The following is a 19,649-nucleotide window of genomic DNA, read 5'->3' as shown; positions in this document are numbered from 1 at the left end:
CTCTTCCGCCGGGTTTGGCGGCGCGCGCAGCGCGACGGCAAACCCAGCGGAACAAGACCGTCGTGTGCCACCGCTCCAAGGCCGCGCTGGCCTTCGCGAACCACCCTGACGCCCCCCCTCAAGGTCGCGCAACGCGCGCCCGCAGGGCCTGATCGTCAAGTACGAGACTGAACGATGCTCGTCCAGACTGAAGTGATGTAAACGCAGCGCGGGCGATGAGTGCGTCAGCACTCACCGCCCGCCGACCACCACCAACTCACACAAGGAGTTGATCATGCCGATGCCAATCATAAAGCACGTTCACCCATCTCCGAGCGGTCCGTCAGCATTTAGGAATCCGGGCGTTATCAGAAACCGGCACGCCTGCCCTACCGTATGCGCAAGGAGCCGGCCACTTTTTCCGTGGATGAATCTCTCCGGACGCTGGATCGAGACCGCCGGCTTCGAGCCCGGACAGCGCGTGCGCATCACCGTCGGGCACCAGAAGCTCGTCATTACGCCGCTTTAAATGAAGAAGGGCCGCTCGCGCGGCCCTTCTTCACTTCACAACCACATCAGCTATGGATACACCACAATATTGGGCTCCAGCAGCACAGCGCCGCGATAAGGCCGGATGGAACGGATTTCCGCCGTCGCACAAACAAGTCGAACGTCCAGCCCGATGTTAGGTTCAAGATCAAACGCAAGTAACCCGTCAATCTGATGCCGCAAGCTGATTTCCGAGACAAAGCTGTCATCAAGCATAGCGTTGACATCAATGTTGGCACTGCGCACATCCAGGAGGGCGATCGTGACCGCGTAATCAGACCGCCCAAGCCGCTCGACCGCCGGTCGATGCTCCCGGTGTAGTACTTCAAGTATCACGTCGACAAACTCCAGCCGACGCGGATCGACGGGCCCATCTGCCGGATCGTGTCTTCTCATCCGCTTGGCTCGCTCCACGCTGATGGAAAGCACGCTCGCATCATGAAAGGATGGGTATCTCCCGAAGACCTTCAGGAGAAGTTCATTGTCTTTCACAACAGGCCACGCCGAACCACTTACCTCGTCCATTTTCTTCGCCCTTTTACTGAAACCGCCTATGGAATTGGGCAGAGTTCCAGCCCGTCGTTGCGATCAAACCCTGGACCTGCGTTGTGGCCATGCGGCGTCATCCCATCATGAGAATGACCACCATGATACTGAGCCGACAAATCGCCATTTGAATCGTAGTAGTTCACGTTGGGTTTAAAAGGATGAACGATAAACCCGCCCCGCGGCCCACCCGTAATGGGCATAAGTTTAGACTCACCAAACGGATCCGTGAATTGAACCGGATTCCCTCCCACGTAAGCATACGCATTCGTCTGCCCACTTGCCCACCCAACCGGATCCTCACTGATGAACCTTCCGGTTTGCGGACTGTAGTACCGCTTCCGATAGTAATACAACCCGGTCCCGTCATTCTCCCGCCCCGCGTACTGCTGCGTGTTCGGATCGGCCAGACCCGTCTGCATCGTCGCACCATACGGCTCATAGCTATATTGCGTCTGAGTTTGCTGCTGCGCATCCGTCAACGCGAGCACATTGTTGTTCGCATCGCGCAGAACGTACCTGTCCTTGCTCGAATCGTCCCCAATGCGTCGGAACGTCAATTCATCTACGCCATTCGTAGGGTACGGGGAGAACACCCGGATCCGCTGCGACCAATCCCCGTCCGGCACCATGAAGTTCATCTCATCGCCAATCCAGGTGGTTTGCATACGGTGGCCGTTGATCGTGCGGTCCTTGCGGCGACCGAACCTATCGTAACCGAAGCTCGCCGTCACGCCGCCGCTGATCTGGCCAAGCCGGCCTTGTTCGTTCCAGCTGTATTGATTGGTCCCGTCGCTTACGACATTACCGTTGAGGTCGTATGAGAACGTCTTACCCGCCCAACGCGTCAACTGGTTCGCGGCGTTGTACTGTGCGTCGCCGACCGCCTGCGGCAAACTTATCCTGGCAAGACTGCCACCCGTTTTGACACGTCGCCCGGCGAGGTCATATCCATACGTCAGATCACCCAGAACGCTGCCGTCGACGCGCTTGTACGTGATCCCCGTCAACTGGCTCGCAGCATCCCAGGCGTAGATGGCAGCGATTCCATTGGCAAACGTGACTTTACTCAGACGACCAAGCGCGTCATACGAGTAACCGAACGTACGCACGTCTTCGTCATTCACCTGATACTGGATCTGCGTCACGCGATGTTCCGCGTCGCGGCTGTAATTCACGGTTGCGCGGTCCATGTCGATACCGGCGACCTCGCGTGTGTCAGGTGCGTAGCGGTATGTCCAGATGCCCTGGATCGTCGGAGCATCCAATGTACGTATAAGCTTGCCAGTTACGGCATCGTAGTAAAAAATGGTATCGACTTCTTTCTGGTTGCGGCCATCAGCTGTGGGGAAAAAGTCCTGTGTGCCGCTCAAGTTTCCAGTCTTGTTATCCCAGCCGTACACCCAGCTTCGGACGGGCGCAGCGCCTGCTGCCGTTCGGAAATCGGTCTGTACTGCACGACCGGCTGCGTCGTAGATATAGGTCGTTACCTGTCCCTTGCGGTCGGTCACCGCCGCTATTTGCCCTGCGCTATTCCATTCGTAGCTCTCGCTGTTGCCCAGAGGATCTGTCCTGGTCTGAGGACGTCCAATGGAGTTATATGTGTATCGCGTCGTGACGCCCTTGGGATCAGACTGACTCAGCAGGTGGCCGTTGCGATCCCATGTGAGACGTATCACGTTGTTGAGCGCATCAGTAATGTCGAGGGTGCGGCCAAGCGCATCTAGCGTCCGCTGCGTCCTGTTGCCCTGCGGATCCTGTACCGCCGTCACCCGACCGGCCGCATCAGTCGTGAACTGAGTGGTCCGGTTCAACGGATCTGTCACACCAGTAAGATCGGTGCCCGTCCAAACATACGCGATCAAGCCCTTCAGCGGGTCGGTGACCGTCAAACGGCGGCCCTGGCTATCATTCGTGAAGGTTGTGCGGTTGCCGAGCCGGTCCGTAGCCGATAGCAGATTTCCCTTGGAGTCATATGTGTAGGCGAGACTTACGGCGCGTTGAGGATCGCCTGCCTGCGCTTTAGTGAGCAACCGACTGTAAGCATCGAAGGTTCGCGTCACGAGAGTGCCGTACTGATCCGCATCGGTGATGCGGTTGCCGTTTGCATCGTAGGCGAACGCATACTGACGGTCGCCGACTGTGGCGCTCGTCATGCGGCCCGCCGCGTCGTAGCCGTACGTCTGAACCTGAGCGATGCTCTGTCCGGCCGGATAGGTGTTACGCTGCACTCGTCCGTTCACATCGAACTCCAGACGACGGACGCTGCCGCGTCGGTCGGTCACCTCCGTCTGGATGATTGCCCCACCCGTGACGGTGTAGGCCATCGCAAACGTGCTGCCGTCCGCGAGCTTCTGGCGCACCACGCGGTCATTGTCGTCATAGGTGTTGATGACCTGCTGGTTGCCTTCGGGGTCCGTAACGCCGACAAGCCGACTCTTGTCGTCCCAGCTATATTTCCAGAGGCCGCCCGCTGCATCCGTTATCTGAATCAGGCGGTCCTGACCGTCGTACTGGTAACTCACCTGACGGTTCAGCGCGTCCGTTACGCGAGAAACGAGTGGCGTGCCGCGCGTACCGGTCACCGATGTAAACGCTAGCGATCTACCGTTGGGGCTCGTCAGCTTCGTAACCGCGCCCGTCTTACTGTCGCGGGTGATCGTTACCGTGTTGCCGTTACGGTCTTGAAGGCGTGTCAACCGGTACACCCCGCCGATCATCGCGAACTGCATGGTGCGGCCGTCGCGCAGCGTCAGCAGTTTGGTACCGCTGCCAGTAATAGTGGCGCGGAAATACTTCCCCGGGCTCGTCAGGTCGTCCCACGTCGACGTACTGCCGGAGCGAAGCGTGAATGAAACGCGGATTCCGCTCGGCAGATACAGCTGGATGAGCTGCCGAAAATTGTTGCTGTCTGCGGCGCTCACCGTTAAATAGCTGTCGTAGTTGAACGTCGTGCCGATGCCAAAGGCGCCGGCCATCGGTCTACCTGACGAGTCGTATGCGCCGCTGCGGTAGACGCGTGCGAGATCCAGCGGAATAGTGTCGCCAACGCGCAAATCATGAGCAACGAGATGGAACTGACCGGTGTTCAGTTTCACCGGGTCCGCACCCGACGTGCTGCTGCCACAGCCGGCTGTCGCCCCGCCGTCGCCACAGCCGCCAGCATCACCCGAGCCGCCTGAGCTATCGGAACCGTCTGGACTCGCTGAGCCGCCAGAACCGTCGGCTCCGCCCGATTGATCGTCAGCGTCGTCCGTGCCGTCGCCATCAGCAGTTATCGTTCCGTCGGGCGAGGACGGCTCGGACGTTGTACCGGTCGTGGGGCCGCTGCAGTAAGCGGCAATTGTTGAGGTATCTCCGCACGCGTAACCGCCCATACCACCAAAATCGGCGGACGCGGCATTCAACGGGCATTGCGGATCAGCAGGATAAGCGCCTGAATTGATATACCTTGTCTCGCAGTCTATTGCCGCATGGGCATGCGGTGACACGAAGCCTGACAAAAGAACAAAGAAGAACAGGACGAACGGACGCATCAGCGCCCGGCGCCCCGCAATGGCATCGGTGACTTGCATGGATTTCTCGAGGAAGAACACGAATTGCCTGGCTAGCGCGAGATTTGCGCCCAAGCAACGGATGAAGAAGTCACTTCAGGGCTAACCAACGCCGAAGAATTCAGCGCATCTGTAGGCGTTGAAGACACCGCCATTTGTCTGCGAATCCCCGATATGTTGCCCGCCGCGTCGTAGTCGTAATAGGCAGTGGCGCCCGCGACCGATACCGACGTGAGGCGACCTGCTGGGTCATAGGCATACGTGATGTCGTCAGCGTGTGCCGACATCGGCAGAATCGCGATATACGCCACTGCACTGGCGCACGCGATTTGCAGCGCCCATTCCCGACCTCGCTTGGCTGAGCTATACAAGCGAGCACCTCGGTCCCCAGGAAAACTCGTGATCGATATCCTTATTATTAGGTTAGGTAGCTTTATTAATGGCTTATACGACACCGAAGCGTGAAACGAATATCTATCAGACCGGTCTCTATTTAAGTAGTACTCCTCCTGCCCTTGTAGGGCTTTTCTCATATATCCGTGACACACGGTATCAGCTCGTTTTTGCGTTGCCCAACTACGCCGTCCAATGGTCCTTTGATCCGCACTTTCGGGCAGTCCAATCATTTCCGTGTCATCGAGTCTAACCAACCGCGACTTAGTCCAACGAATTCCGTTTCCCGACAAATCCATATCTCGGTTTCCAAGGCCCATGACAAAAGCACTGTATAGATGTACAGTGCCGATAAAATACCTGCCAACCTCACCTGCCCCGTCCCGCTGCTTATCGAGAACGCTGCTGATGAGCGTCGCGTTGCCCGGGCGGCACCACCGAACGCTACTTTTGAGTAACAAGGCATGCCAGATGATCGGCGCATAGCCCACATCGACATGGACGCATTCTTTGCGTCTTGTGAACTGTCGCAGTATCCAGAACTACGAGGCGAGGCCATGGTGGTTGCCGGTCGTCGCACGGATGCGCCGCGAACCAACCCGGACGGCACGCGGGAATTTTCGCGCTTACGCGACTATGTGGGCAGAGGCGTCTTAACCACCGCCACCTACGAAGCCCGCGCACTCGGAGTTCATTCCGGCATGCCCACCATGAAGGCCGCCCGGTTAGCGCCGAATGCGATTCTCCTTCCGGTGAACTTCGACCTCTATCGAACGTATTCGCGACTGTTCAAAGATGCAGTGCGGTCGGTCACCCCGAGCATACAAGACGTCGGAATCGACGAAGTCTACGCAGACGTCTCGCTCACGAGTGGCAGTTCGGAGGAAGTAGCGCGCAAGTTGAAGTCCGCGGTGTTGGAAGCAACAAGTCTCACCTGCTCTGTGGGAATCGCACCCAACAAGCTGCTTGCAAAGCTGTGCTCCGATATACAAAAACCCGACGGCATCACGATCCTGAAGTTCGAGGAAGTGCAGTCCAGGATCTGGCCAATGGCCGCGAACAAGATCAACGGTATTGGCCCCAAGGCCAGCGCGAAGCTTGCGTCATTGGGAATAACCACCATCGGTGGAATCGCTGCGTGCGACGAGCCCTGGCTCATCGAGCACTTTGGCCGAAGCTACGGTTCGTGGCTTCGCAGAGTGTCCCACGGTCTCGATGACAGACCCGTGGTGACATACAGCGAACCGGTCTCGATGAGCCGCGAGACCACATTCGAACGGGATCTGCATGCGGTGCGGCACCGGCAGGAACTGGGCGCCGCATTCACCCGGCTGTGCGAACAGGTGGCAGCCGATCTACAGAGAAAAGGCTATCTGGCGAGGAAGATCGGCATCAAGCTGCGCTTTAACGACTTTAAAACAGTCACGCGCGACATTACGCTTCCTGAACCCATTGCCAACGCGGAAGCCTTGCGTCGCGCGGCAACTGACTGCCTGAAAAGAGTGGAGCTCGTTAAATCCATCAGACTGCTCGGAGTCAAGGCCGGTAACCTGCAGCCCGCCGGACAAGCTCCTCGCGACGAGTCGGTTCAGTTCACGCTCGATTTCTAACTCGCGCGTTCTGTTCCATGCAGCGCGACACCGGAGCGCCGAAGCCGTGCCTGCCAGTTCAGGCAGACTTTCCTTTTACCAGTGAAGAATAAGAAGCCGGTGCCGCTGCGGGTGGATTGTTTGCGTTCGCCCCAGCATTTCCCGCACTATTCCCCGGCACGTTCCCCGCATTCGAACGTAGCGGCGGCGTAACGCTGTCCGCAAGCCAAGCAGCAATCGAAAATGCAAACGTATTGACGCCGTTCGCGCTCTGCACTGACACGCTGCCGCGATGCATCTCCGCGATCGCCTTAACGATTGCAAGACCCAGGCCGTGATTCTCGCGGCTATTGGTGCGCGACGCTTCAGCACGATAAAAACGGTCGAACAGATGTTCGAGCACGGCGGGCTCGATCGGCTCGCCGGGATTCGCAACTTCAATGCGCACCTGTTGGCCGTCTCGCACAATGCGCACGTTGATCTGAGCACCAGGCTGGCAATGCTGGATCGCATTCATCAACAGATTCGTGCAGGCGCGACCGAACAGCGAGCGGTTCACATGCGCTGCGGCGTCGCCATGCAAGCGCGCATGCACGCGAGCTTCTTCGAGCGGAATCTCCAGAAACTCCAGCGTGTGCGCAACTTCAGCCGCGAGCGATACTTCAACGAGGCCGGTCGCGCGCTCGCCCTGATCGGCTCGCGCGAGGAACAGCATGTCGTTGATGATCGCGCGCATACGTTCGTATTCCTCGAGATTCGACTGTAGCGTGTGACGTAAATCGTCCACGGAGCGGTTGCGTGTCAACGCCACTTCGGTCTGCCCGATCAGGATCGTGACCGGCGTGCGCAATTCGTGCGCGACGTCCGCATTGAACGATTCAAGGCGGCAGTACGCGCCGTCGAGGCGTTCAAGCGCGCCGTTGAACGAATTAGCGAGATCATTCAATTCATGCGGCAACGACGTGGTATTCAGCCGCTGCGAGCGATTGTTCGGACTGACGGCGGACGCGTCGCGGGTGAGACGCGTCAACGGTGCGAGGCCGATGCGCGTCACCGAATAACTGAGCAGCAGCACCGCGAGGCTGCCAAGCGCCGATAGCGCCGCAAGCGCGAAGCCGAACACGCGCATTGTGCGAATGTTCGGCAAATAGCTCGATGCAACCTGCAACTGCATTGGGGGACGCGTCGAATAGCCAGGAATGGACACAGTAGTGGTGAGCATATCTTCACCGCCGCCCACCGGCCTCACGCGGGCGTAGCCACCAGGCCAGGTCTTCACGGTCGAGCCTTCGATGGGCTTGCCATAGTTGTACGACGGCTCGATGCTCGTTACCGCATATACGGTGCTGCGGTCATGCGGCGTCATGTCGGTCAGCTTCTCACGCGACATGCGCCATTTTTCAGGTGTCAGCCCGTGATTGCAGATGAGCCGAGCGATCTGCGCACGGTCGTCGAGCGACTCGCGCAAGTGGTTCTCGAGCTGCGAGCGCAACACCGCAAAAAGCCCCGCGCCGACGAGCGTAAATACGAACAGCGCGACGAGCGCGAACATCAATGCGAGGCGCCGTGCTATTGAACGGTTCATGGCTGTTCCGCCTCTTCGCGCACTTCGAGCACATAACCCATGCCGCGCACGGTATGCAGCAGTTTGGAAGAAAACGGCCCGTCGAGCTTCGCACGCAATCGCTTGATCGCCGTTTCCACGACGTTAGTATGACTATCGAAGTTGACATCCCAGACGAGTTCGGTGATCGCGGTCTTCGACAGAATATCGCCTTGCCTGCGGGCCAAAACGCTTAGCAGCTGGAATTCCTTCGCGGTCAGATCGAGACGCACGCCCTCTCGCGTCGCGCGCCGCCCGATCAGATCGACAAACAGATCGCCGACGGATATCAGCGTGGATTCCTGCGAGCGCGTGCGGCGCGCCAACGCGTGCAGGCGCTCGACGAGTTCGAGGAATGAGAATGGCTTGGTCAGATAGTCGTCGGCGCCTTCGCGCAGACCGCGCACGCGGTCGTTCACATGGTCGCGCGCCGTCAGCATGATGACAGGCGTCGACTTGCGCATGCGCAGCGCCTTCAGCACGCTAAAGCCGTCGCGTTTAGGCAGCATGACGTCGAGCACGATCACGTCGTAATCGAACTCGGTGGCCAGGTGCATGCCCTCTTCGCCATCGAGCGCGACGTCCACGACCCAGCCCTGCTCTGTCAAACCGGAGCGCAGGTAGTCCACCACCTTGTGCTCGTCTTCAACAATCAGCAATTTCATGCGCGCCCCCTAGTGTCTGCATTATACGAAACGCCTCCCGTTGCTTCGCGTGCACTCTGCCGACCCTCACGGGGCAGCGGCACGAGTCTGAACGGGATCGGCGCCCTCCGGCTGCATGTCCTGTTGCGCAACTCTGGGGTTGCCGCTCGCCAGTCCCGTGCTCGCGTCCCAGCCGCCGCCCAGCGCCTTGACGAGCGAGACCGAAAGCGTCATCTGCTGGCCGCGAATCTGTGCGTCCTGACGCCTGCTGTTGAGCAACGACTGCTGCGCGGTGATCACATCCAGATACGCAACGAGGCCGCCCGAATAACGGTCGTTCGCAAGCGCAAGCAGACGTTGCGAATCTGCGACCGCTTGCTCCGACTGCTTCGCCGCGCCGTCGAGCACGGCGAGACCCGTAATGCCGTCCTGCACCTGCTGGAATGCGTTGAGCACCGTTTGCCGATAATCGGCCTCGGTCGCTTTATAACCTTCGCTTGCGAACTGCACGTTAGCCGCGCGGCGTCCGCCGTCGAACAGGACCTGGCTCGCTGCCGCACCGAGCGTCCACATCAGCGTGGGGGCGCTCAGCAAGCTCGCGAACTGCGTGCTTTCCCAGCCGATGCCGGGCGTCAGCGTGAGGCTCGGAAAAAACGCCGCCTTCGCAACGCCGATCTGCGCATTGGCCGCTGCCATCGCGCGCTCCGCCGAGGCGATGTCGGGCCGCCGTTGCAGGATGTCGCTCGGCACGCCGAGCGCAATCGCCGGCACCTGGAAGTTCAGTACCTTCGGCTCGATTGCGAATTGCGGCGCGGGCACGCCGACGAGCGCCGCAAGCGCGTGCTCGAATTGCGCGCGCTGGTTCAGCAGCAACTGCGCCTGCACACGTGTGGTGTCGAGCAGCGATTTTTGCTGCAACACGTCGAGCCCCGACACGGCGCCGAGCTCGTGTTCGGAGTTCACATAATCGAGTGCTTTCTGCTGCAGCGTGACCGATTGGTTCAGCACGTCGATTTCTGTGTCGAGCTCGCGCAATGAGTAGTAGTCGCTCGCCACCTCGGTGGTGAGCACGAGCCGCGCATTGGCGAGATCGTCCGCAGATTGCTCGGCGGAAGCCGCCGCGCCTTCCACCTGGCGGCGTATGCGGCCAAAGAGATCGGTGTCGTAACTGATCGTGGGACCGATCTGCAGATTGTTCTGCACCGTCGACCTGGTCGGCACGCCGTAGTTCGTGCGCGGCCTGTCGCGCGAAATCCGGAAGCGCGACGCCGATGCGGCGAGGTCCACTTCGGGAACCTGCTGCGCACGCGTGTTCGCAAGCGTCGCCTTCGCCTGAGCATAGTGCGCGCTCGCGGCCACCAGCGTCTGATTCTGTGCGAGTGCCTGCGTCTCCAGCGCGGCGAGCGCGGAGTCGCGATAGACGTTCCACCAGTCAGGGTCCATGGGCGCATGCGACGGAGCCGCGACGCGCCAGTACGAATCGGTATTCCACGCGGGCGGCACCTCTGCCTGCGGCCGCTTGTAGTCGGGGCCGACCGTACACGCGGCCAGCATGGCCGCGCTGGCAGCCGCACTCGCAGCCGCACCGACCGCCGCGGCAACCCTGAATACGCCGCTGCTGCCGCGCGTCGGCTTCACGACGCCCCCTTCGTGTTCTTCTGCGGTTGCGCGATCTCGACATGATCGCCATCCGCAATCGAATCACTCGGGTTGATGATGACTCTGTCGTTTCCGTCAATCCCGCTCTCTATCTCGAGCGTCTGTCCGAGATCCTGCGCGATCACGATCTTGCGCAACTGCACATTGCCCTTCGCGTCGACGACTGCAACTCGCGGACCCTCGGCGCGAAACAGCAACGCGTTGCCGGGCACCATCCACTGCGCGCGTGCAGCCGACGGCAGCGCCACTTGCACATAAGCGCCCGGACGCAGCTTGCTATCGGGATTCGGCAGCGTCACTTCGACTTGCAGCGAGCGAGTCGGCACGTCGATCGCGCCCGAGATATGCGTGACGGTGCCATGGAATTGCTGGCCGGGCAGTTCGGCCTGCGTGACCACCACGTTCTGTCCGACCGACACGTTCTGCGCATACGCCTGCGGCAATTGCACATAAACGCGCAGCGGGTCCGACTGTGCAAGCGCGAACAGCGCGCGGCTCGTGCCGCTACCCGCATCGATCAGATCGCCTACGTCGACATTGCGTTGCGTGACCACGCCCGCGAACGGCGCGACGATCCGCTTGAACGATTCAAGCTGGCGCAGGCGCTGCACGTTGGCATCGGCGGCAGCCAGGTTCGCCACGTCCTGCGTGTACGTGCTCTGCCGTTCGTCGAGCTCCTGTTGCGAGACCGCATCACGCTGACGCAATTGCTGCCAGCGTTCGAGCGAGCTCTTCGCAAGCGCGAGACTCGAACTGGTTTGCTGACGCTGCGCGAGTGCCTGCGCGAGCTCCTGATCGATTTCGGGCGTATCGAGTTCAGCGAGCAACTGGCCCTGCTTGACGCGCGTGCCGATGTCGGCATACCAGCGCAGCAGGTAACCGGTAGAGCGCGCAAAGATCGGCGATTCGACACTGCCGCGCAACGTGCCTGGCAACGTGGTGCTGCCACCGCCTTCAGCCGGCGTTGGGCTCGTCACGTTCACATATTGCGTGGCGTTCTGCTTCGTCGTTTGCTCGACGGTGCGGTTTTGCATGAGGTTCGCAATCACAGTGCGCAAGGCCCCCAATGCGAGCAATGCCAGCACGATCCAGATGGCGATCTTCGCGCGCTTCCATTCGCGATTGCGCGGCGGCAGTGCGTGGCCGCTTTCGGTCTCTCGCGACGGAATCGCCAGCGATGCATGAGTTTTTTCGGTCATCTCAGTTAGCCATCTCGGTTAGCTAGCTCCGTTAGCCTGGGTAGCCGTTTTCTTCACGTTTCGTCGATTTGCCTGTTTTTGCCTGGTCGACTTCAGGCCGGTTCGCCGGCGCTGCCGCTTCCACCATCTTCATGTTCGTTGCGATGGCGACGCGCGAGGCGCGTATGAATGCCCGCGAACACCAGCGGCACGAAAAACAGCGTGGATACCGTCGCAAACAGCAATCCGCCGATCACCGCGCGACCGAGCGGCGCGTTCTGCTCGGCGCCTTCGCCGAGGCCGAGCGCCATCGGAATCATGCCGATGATCATTGCGAACGCGGTCATCAGCACCGGCCGGATGCGGCTCGCTCCCGCTTCGAGCGCTGCGGTGAGCGGTGGCGCGCCGGCGGAAAGCCGTTGACGCGCGAACGCGACCATCAGAATACTGTTGGCCGTGGCGACGCCCATCGTCATGATCGCGCCCGTGAGCGCCGGCACGCTCAGATGCGTGCCGGTCAGGAACAGCATCCACACAATGCCGGCGAGAGCCGCAGGCAAAGCGCTCACGATAATCAGCGGATCGATCCACGACTGAAAATTCACGACGATCAGCAGATACACGAGCACGATCGCCATCGCCACGCCGAGGCCGAGCCCGAAATAGGAACTGCGCATCGTCTGTACCTGGCCGCGCACGGTGATCTGACTGCCGCGCGGCAGCGACGCGCGCGCTTGTTCGACGAGCTTGTCGACCTGATCCGCGACGCTTCCCAGGTCGCGCTTATCGACGCTCACGTACAGGTCGATCACCGGCCTGATGTTGTAGTGCGTGACGACCGCGAACTGGTTTTGCGACTGTACGCGCACGAGGTTGCCGAGCAGTTGCGTCGGCCCCGTTGCCGAGGCCGACACTGGCGTGCGCAACAGGTCGTCGATCGACGAAATGCTGTACTGCGGCGTTTGCACCGCAACGTTGTACTCGACCCCGTTGCGGTCGTTGTACCAGAAGCCCGGGGACGTCTGCGAGCTTCCCGATAGCGAAATCAGCACGTTTTGCGCGACATTGCTCGCCGTGAGATTGAGTTGCTGCAAACGGGTGCGGTCCATTTGCAAATTGATGGCGGGCTCGTCGAGTTTCTGCTGGATGTGCGTGTCGACAGTACCTGGAATCATGCGCACCTGTTTGAGCAGCTTGCGCGCGACCTCGAAGTTGCCCTGCTGATCCGCGCCGGCGATCTGCACGTCCACGGCTGCGGGAAGCCCGAAGTTGAGAATCTGCGTGACGATGTCCGCGGGCTGAAAGAAAAATTCCACGCCCGGAAAACGTTGCGGCAGCATAGCGCGCAGCTTGTCCACATAGACTTCTGTCGGCTCGTGACCTTCTTTCAGCGCAATCTGCATTTCGCCGTCGAGCGTGCCGATCGTCCCCGCATTGCTGTACGAAAGGTTGATACCGCTGTACGGCAAACCCAGGTTGTCGAGGATAGTGCCGAGCTCTTTCCCGGGCACGACTTCGCGAATCACCCTTTCGACTTCGTCGGCTAGACGCGCGGTTTCCTCGATCCGCGTGCCGGTCGGCGCGCGCATATGCAAGCGGATATTGCCCGCGTCGACGCTCGGGAAGAAGTCTTCGCCGAGCACGAACGCAAGCCCCATCGACACCACGCAAAAGCCCAGAAAAATGCTGCCGAAGCGCGCCCGGCGCACGAGCAGGCTGCTGAGAATCACAATGTAGGCGGCCCGCATGCGCTCGAAGCCGTTATCGAAGCGGCGATAAAGACGTGCGAACAGACCCGGCTTCGCGTCGGCCTTCGGCTTGTGCGCGTGGCCCATCAGCAGCATGGCCAGCGTGGGCACGAGCGTGCGCGACAGCACGTATGACGCGAGCATCGCGAAGACCACCGCTTCGGCGAGCGGCACGAACAGGTAGCGCGCCACGCCGGTCAGAAAGAACATCGGCACGAAGACGATGCAGATACACAGCGTCGAAACGAGCGCGGGAATGGCGATTTCGCCTGCGCCTTCGAGAATCGCATCGTGCAGGTTGGTCCCCATGTGCAGATGCCGTTCGATGTTCTCAATCGTTACGGTCGCGTCGTCGACGAGAATACCCACCGCGAGCGCAAGGCCGCCCAGCGTCATGATGTTGATGGTCTGCCCGAGCGCATGCAAAGCGATCAGCGAGGACAGGATCGACAACGGAATCGAAATCGCAATGATGCAGGTGCTGCGCCAGTTGCCGAGAAACAGCAGAATCATCGCGGCGGTCAGCGCCGCGGCCACCACTGCCTCGCGCACCACGCCCTGCACTGCCGCCTTCACGAACACGGACTGGTCGAACAGCGCGGTTATCTTCAGATCCGGCGGAAGCGCCGCGCGCGCGGCCGGCAGCAAGCCGTGCAGCGCGTTGACGATGGAGAGCGTCGACGCACTGCCGTTCTTCAGCACCGACATCAGCACGCCGCGATGGCCGTTCTCGCGAACGATATTGGTTTGCGGCGAGAAACCGTCGCGCACGTGAGCGACTTCGCGCAGATAGGTGGTCGCGCCGTTGACCGTGCGCACCGGAATATCGTTGAGCCCTTCCAGCGTCGACGGCGAGCCGTTCATGTTGATCGTGTATTCCTTCGGTCCGATCTTCGCCGTGCCTGTGGGCAGAATAAGGTTTTGCGCGTTGAACGCGCTGACCACGTCGAGCGGCGTGAGGCCTTTGGAGAGCAACGCGCGCGTGTTGAGGTCGACAGAGATCAGCCGCGATTTGCCGCCATATGGATAGGGCACGGCCGCGCCGGGGATCGTCACCAGTTGCGGCCGCAGGAAGTTCAGCGCGGTATCGTTGAGCTGCTGCTCCGAGAGCCTCGTGCTCGACAAGCCCAGTTGAATCACGGGAATGCTGGAGGCCGAATAACTGATCACCAGCGGCGGCGTCGCGCCCGGCGGCATCTGCTTGAGCTGCGCCTGTTCAACGGCCACCGTCTGCGCAATCGCGGTCTGTATGTTCGCGTTCGGCTGCAGAAACACCTTCAGGATCGTGATACCCGCGAGCGATTGCGACTCGATATGCTCGATGTCGTTGACGGTGGTGGTCAGACTGCGTTCGTTGACTGAGGCGATCCGGTGGGCCATGTCCTCGGCGGACAAGCCGTTGTACGTCCAGATGATGCTGACCACCGGAATGTTGATTTCCGGCAGCACGTCGACCGGCGTGGTGAACAGCACGAAAGGCGTCGCCAGCACGATCAGAATAGCCATCACGATGAACGTGTAGGGCCGCTTAAGCGCAACGTTGACAATCCACATGAAACGCGCCTGAGTAAAGTGCAGGTGACTGCAGGAAGCAGGTGAGGGATGGGGACTTGGCGCTTATGCTAGATCGCTGGCACCAACACCTGCATGACGCGAAAATGGCGGGAATGTCAGGAAGCCAATCGTAAGGAAAGGCCGTTGACAGGCGGCCCTCGGCGCTGGCGGGCCGCCGTCATATTTCAATCATCCTACGCTTTTTTTATACCTTCACTTCGCGAACAGCGACGACATATCGGCGAACGCCTTGAATTCGAGCGCGTTGCCCGACGGGTCGAGAAAGAACATGGTCGCCTGTTCGCCGACTTCGCCCTTGAAACGCACATGCGGCTCGATGATGAAGTCGATGCCCGCTTTCTGCAGCTTGTCCGCGGCGGCCTGCCATTGCTCCATTGAAAGCACGGCGCCGAAGTGGCGCACCGGCACGGCGTCGCCGTCGACCTTGCTGGTCTGGCGGTGGCCCACTTCTTCCGGCGCGAGATGCGCGACTATCTGGTGCCCGTAGAAGTTGAAATCGACCCACTGCTCCGAACTGCGCCCTTCGGGGCAGCCGAGCAATTCGCCATAAAACTCGCGCGCAGCGGCGAGACTATGAACAGGAAACGCCAGATGAAACGGCGGCAAGACGGTGTCGGCAACGCTCATGATGTGAGGCTCGCTGGTTATGTAGGTGATGCGGTTGATGATCCCGGTGGCAACCTGCCTGATTCGCCATTAGCTTAACCACAAGTAAAAATGGTGAAAAACGATATATATTTGACCTGACCAACACCGGAATCGATCAATCGAATCATGCTTTCCGAACTCAAGACTTTCATTGCCGTGAGCCAGTATGGGACTTTTTCGGGCGCGGGCGCTCGCATCGGGCTCACGCAATCGGCCGTCAGCGCGCAGATGCAGCGGCTCGAAGAAGAGCTGGGTTTCGCGCTGTTCGATCGCACGGGCCGCTCCGCCACGCTTAACGACGCGGGGCGCGAAACGCTCGCGCTCGCCGAGGAAATGATGACGCTCTACGCGCGCCTGTCCGAACGCGGCGCGGTCGCGGCGGAGAGCGGCATGCTGCGCATAGGCGCCATTGCATCGGCACAAGTGTCGTTTCTCGCGAACGCATTGTCGCGCTTTCGGGTGGACCGTCCAGGGTGGCGGATTCGCGTCGTGCCCGGCGTATCGCTCAACCTGCTCGGACAGGTCGACTCGGGCGAACTGGACCTGGCCGTCATCATCAAGCCGCCATTTGCACTGCCGTCGGAACTGGAATGGCGCACGCTCGTCACTGAACCGTTCGTGCTGCTCGTGCCCAAAGCGCTCGCGCGCGGCAAGCGATCATGGCGCGAACTGTTGAAAAGCGAGCCGTTTATCCGCTACGACCGTACTTCGTTCGGCGGGCGGCTGGTCGACCGCTTCTTGCGGCGCTCGCGGATAAACGTACACGACGTGCTGGAACTGGATGAACTGCAGGCGATCGTGCAACTGGTCGCGCGCGGCATCGGCGTCGCATTGATTCCTGACACCGCGGGCCTCGGCAAGTGGCCCCCCGGCGTGGCCGCCCTGTCGCTCGACGAGGCGACGTTTCATCGCGAGATCGGCCTCGTGCAGCGTCCGCGGCACAGCCGTCAGGCGGTGGCCGGTGCGCTCGCCGAGTGCATCGGAACGGCGGCGAACCAATAAAACGCGGCATACATGAAGCATTGCCCACGAGTGTGCCGATCGACGTGCGTTCAACTGTACCTGTGCGCTACATGCTTCGGCGCGCAGAATCGTCGTTCCCACTGCCCGCCCCTGAGTCGCAGCCCATGACGCCTACTGCCTTTCTCACCGCCGATGTCCTGATCGCCTATAGCGCCTACTTCGTCGGCACGGCAAGCCCGGGCCCGAGCAATCTCGCCATCATGTCGCTCGCAATGAGCGCGGGGCGCCGTTCGGCGCTCACCTTCGCGTTGGGCGTGGTGTCGGGATCGTTCTTCTGGGCGCTGCTGGCTTCGCTCGGTTTGTCGGCGGTACTCGCCACCTGCTCGGAATGCCTCGCCGCGATCAAGATCGCCGGTGGGCTCTATCTGCTGTGGCTCGGCTTCAAGTCGGCGCGCTCGGCCTTCGCTCCGCGTGCACTGCCCGCGAGCGAGGCGCGCCGGAACGAGCCGCTCAAACGGCTCTATCTGCGTGGCCTGCTGCTGCATCTAACCAATCCGAAGGCCGTTCTCGTGTGGATGTCGCTCGTGTCGCTCGCAATGTCGCCAGCGGGCGGTACGTCGCATATCGCGCCAATCGTGCTCGGCTGCATGTGCATTGGCGTGTCCGTGTTCAGCAGTTATGCACTGCTGTTCTCAACGGCATCCGCGCGGCGCGTCTACATCGCGATCCGGCGCTGGCTGGACGGCTCTCTCGCGATCATGTTCGGCGTTGCCGGTCTGAAGATGCTGACGTCGAGAAGCTAACGCCTTCATTGCGCCCCGGGCTGGTCCACGCCCGCCGCGCGCAGTGCTTCGTGCAACGTCCCGAAAATGCAGCTGCTGTCGATAATCGGCGTGATGCCATGCCGGTCCATATCCGAGCGTAGATAGGGGTTCACGCGAGCGAAAATCACGTTGATGCCACTTTGTTTCAGCAGTCCGCACAGTTCGCCCACGGAGCGCGACGCCGAATAATCGAGGTCGGTAATCGCGCTCGAGTCGATCACGAACCAGCGCACTGTGCTCGGCGCGCGATCGATCAGGCGCCGGGCGTCGTCGACGAAAAAGTGGTCGTTCGCATAGAACAGGTCGGCGCCGAAGCGATAAACGATCAACCCCGGCGCAGTCTGCGCGCCGGGAACCGCGGGCACCGGAACCCAGACGCCGTCGTCGCCGGGCGCGAGAATCATCGTATGCGGACGGTAGCTGTGGCGCACATGGCGCAGCAACGACAAAGCGACCGCCACCAGAATGCCGTGCTCGACGCCGATCAGCACCACGGCCGCGGCTGTGAACACCGCGAGCGCGAACTCGCCCGGACTCTCGCGGCGAATCGCGAGCAAGGTTTTCAGGTCGACCAGCCCGACCGCGATTGTGAATACGATGCTTGCCAGAATGCAGCGCGGCAGATACTGCAAAAACCGGCTGAAAAACAGCAGAACGACTACCACGACGGCCGCGAAAACGATCTGCGCGAACTGACTGCGCGTGCCGGCTCGATCGGCCATCGCCGTCTGCGTCGGACTGCCGTTCACCACGAACGCTCCGGAAAACCCCGCGGCTGCATTGGCCGCGGCGATGCCGAGCAGGTCGGCATTCGTGTCGGTCGCCTCGTGATGGCGCTCGGCGAACACGCGGCTCGCCGCGGCGCTTTGCGCGACGATCATCACGAAACACGAGGCGGCGACCGGCACGAGATCGAGCGCCTGCTGCCATGTCACCGACGGCATCCGCAGCGGCGGCAAGCCTCCGGCCACCGGACCGAGTACCGCGATGCCACGTGCGGCGAAACCGTACATATCGCTCGCGGCGATTCCCGCCACGACCGCAATCAACGGCACTGGCAAACGCGGCCACGCACGCTTGAAGAATAGAACTGCCACGACGACGAGCACGGAAATCGCGAGCGTCGGAACATCGAGTTGCGCCCAGTCGCGCGCGACGAGAACAAGCTGATCCACACTGCGCGCCGCATGTCCCGCCAAGCCGAGCATGTCGCCCAGCATCGCAATGCCCACTTGAACGCCGACTCCGGCAAGAAAGCCCACCAGCACCGTGCGCGACAGGAAGTCGGCGAGAAAGCCCAGTTTGAAAATGCGCGCGACGAACAACAGCGCAGCGGTAAGCAACGCGACCATCGCGGCGAGCGACGCGTATTCCGCGCTCGAAACGGGCGCCATGGTCGACAGGCGGCTCGCGAAGATGGTGGCGGTGGCCGAATCCGCCGCGACGACGAGATGCCGCGATGCGCCGAAGAAGGCAAACGCGATAAGCGGCAGAAAGACGGTGTAAAGGCCGGTAACAGCCGGCATGCCCGCAATGCGCGCGTAGCCGAGCACCTGCGGGATGTCCATCGACGCGAGTTGCACGCCCGCCAGCACATCGCGCAACGCCGCCGCGCGGCTCAACGGAAGCACGCCCTTGAGCATGCTTGCGCGTGTCGCCAGATTCGCCAGAAAGTCTTGCATACGCGATGCCGCCCCAAACTCAGGTTATCGCGCATCGTGCCGCGATTCGGCACTCGAAGGCAAGGCCCGCAGGCAAAACCGCCGACGGCTGAAGCCCGGCAACGGCATTTACTTGCCCGTGCCGGTGAAAATCGCGACGTTGAGAATCAACGTTTGAAGTGGCCTGTGCGCGGATCGACATGCAGCGCGAAACCGAACAGCGCCGCAATGCAGATCGGACAGGCAATGAAGAAAACCGCCAACATCTCATACCCCGTAACCAGTTTTCGTTGCCCACGAGTCTACGCGATAAGGTAGCGGAGAAAATGTGCGAAAACCGCACAGCACTGTTGCGGACTATTACACCATTGCCGGATCGCGGCGCATTGTAGCCCATGAAATGCCGGGTAAAAATGCAAAGCGCTTCGTCGGCGCAGATGTCAAAGGTACAAGTTCGGTCGCGCAAACGTTGTCGCGATTATCGCGGCGCGAGGAGCGCTAACAGTCCAGTCCGGTGCGCGAGGAAAATGCTTTTG

The 19,649-nt window shown here is 61.0% G+C and carries 13 protein-coding genes; 4 read left to right on the top strand and 9 right to left on the bottom strand.

Annotated elements, in window-relative coordinates; translation table 11 throughout:
• Positions 1–274: 274 nt before the first annotated feature.
• Entirely contained in the window at positions 275–508 is a 234-nt protein-coding gene (locus tag RW095_RS18185) for a SymE family type I addiction module toxin (protein WP_317017377.1), read from the top strand.
• Positions 509–558: 50 nt separating this feature from the next.
• On the opposite strand, the gene RW095_RS18180 is transcribed toward RW095_RS18185, so the two are convergent.
• Together RW095_RS18180 and RW095_RS18175 are read right to left on the bottom strand one after the other, a co-directional pair.
• On the bottom strand, positions 559–1,053 hold the full coding sequence (locus RW095_RS18180) for an Imm50 family immunity protein (RefSeq protein WP_317017376.1): 495 nt from the start codon (positions 1,051–1,053) through the stop codon (positions 559–561).
• A 26-nt stretch (positions 1,054–1,079) separates the two neighbouring features.
• The gene (locus tag RW095_RS18175) at positions 1,080–4,649 is read right to left on the bottom strand and encodes an RHS repeat-associated core domain-containing protein (RefSeq protein WP_317017374.1); all 3,570 of its coding nucleotides are present in this window, start codon (positions 4,647–4,649) and stop codon (positions 1,080–1,082) included.
• 836 nt (positions 4,650–5,485) lie between these two features.
• Between RW095_RS18175 and dinB the strand changes: the two genes are divergently transcribed.
• Positions 5,486–6,631, top strand: a complete 1,146-nt coding sequence (dinB, locus tag RW095_RS18165; RefSeq protein WP_317017373.1) for a DNA polymerase IV — start codon at positions 5,486–5,488, stop codon at positions 6,629–6,631.
• 58 nt (positions 6,632–6,689) lie between these two features.
• On the opposite strand, the gene RW095_RS18160 is transcribed toward dinB, so the two are convergent.
• The 6 genes from RW095_RS18160 to RW095_RS18135 all read right to left on the bottom strand — a co-directional run bounded on the left by RW095_RS18160 (position 6,690) and on the right by RW095_RS18135 (position 15,644).
• Complete coding sequence (locus RW095_RS18160) at positions 6,690–8,195, bottom strand: heavy metal sensor histidine kinase (protein WP_317017372.1); 1,506 nt, start codon at positions 8,193–8,195, stop codon at positions 6,690–6,692.
• Entirely contained in the window at positions 8,192–8,878 is a 687-nt protein-coding gene (locus RW095_RS18155; RefSeq protein ID WP_020066467.1) for a heavy metal response regulator transcription factor, read from the bottom strand. Before RW095_RS18155 ends, RW095_RS18160 begins: the two co-directional genes overlap by 4 nt.
• Before the next feature lie 66 nt (positions 8,879–8,944).
• Entirely contained in the window at positions 8,945–10,411 is a 1,467-nt protein-coding gene (locus RW095_RS18150) for an efflux transporter outer membrane subunit (RefSeq protein ID WP_317019883.1), read from the bottom strand.
• Positions 10,412–10,491: 80 nt separating this feature from the next.
• On the bottom strand, positions 10,492–11,715 hold the full coding sequence (locus RW095_RS18145; RefSeq protein ID WP_128584709.1) for an efflux RND transporter periplasmic adaptor subunit: 1,224 nt from the start codon (positions 11,713–11,715) through the stop codon (positions 10,492–10,494).
• A gap of 92 nt (positions 11,716–11,807) precedes the next feature.
• A complete protein-coding gene (locus RW095_RS18140; protein WP_317017368.1) occupies positions 11,808–14,996 on the bottom strand; it encodes an efflux RND transporter permease subunit in 3,189 nt (1,062 codons plus the stop codon).
• A 213-nt stretch (positions 14,997–15,209) separates the two neighbouring features.
• A complete protein-coding gene (locus RW095_RS18135) occupies positions 15,210–15,644 on the bottom strand; it encodes a VOC family protein (RefSeq protein ID WP_027776038.1) in 435 nt (144 codons plus the stop codon).
• Positions 15,645–15,791: 147 nt separating this feature from the next.
• Between RW095_RS18135 and RW095_RS18130 the strand changes: the two genes are divergently transcribed.
• On the top strand, positions 15,792–16,667 hold the full coding sequence (locus RW095_RS18130) for a LysR family transcriptional regulator (protein WP_317017366.1): 876 nt from the start codon (positions 15,792–15,794) through the stop codon (positions 16,665–16,667).
• 125 nt (positions 16,668–16,792) lie between these two features.
• A complete protein-coding gene (locus RW095_RS18125; protein ID WP_317017364.1) occupies positions 16,793–17,431 on the top strand; it encodes a LysE family translocator in 639 nt (212 codons plus the stop codon).
• Between the two features lie 5 nt (positions 17,432–17,436).
• Here the strand turns inward: RW095_RS18125 and RW095_RS18120 are convergent, their stop codons facing one another.
• Positions 17,437–19,134: a SulP family inorganic anion transporter gene (locus RW095_RS18120; protein WP_317017362.1), complete on the bottom strand. Its 1,698-nt coding sequence runs from the start codon at positions 19,132–19,134 to the stop codon at positions 17,437–17,439.
• Between the last annotated feature and the right edge of the window lie 515 nt (positions 19,135–19,649).

The organism is Paraburkholderia kirstenboschensis, assembly GCF_032806925.1.
GTDB classification, from domain to species: domain Bacteria; phylum Pseudomonadota; class Gammaproteobacteria; order Burkholderiales; family Burkholderiaceae; genus Paraburkholderia; species Paraburkholderia kirstenboschensis.
The sequence above is the reverse complement of the archived record's forward strand: the minus strand, read 5'-3'. Positions and strand labels throughout refer to the sequence as shown.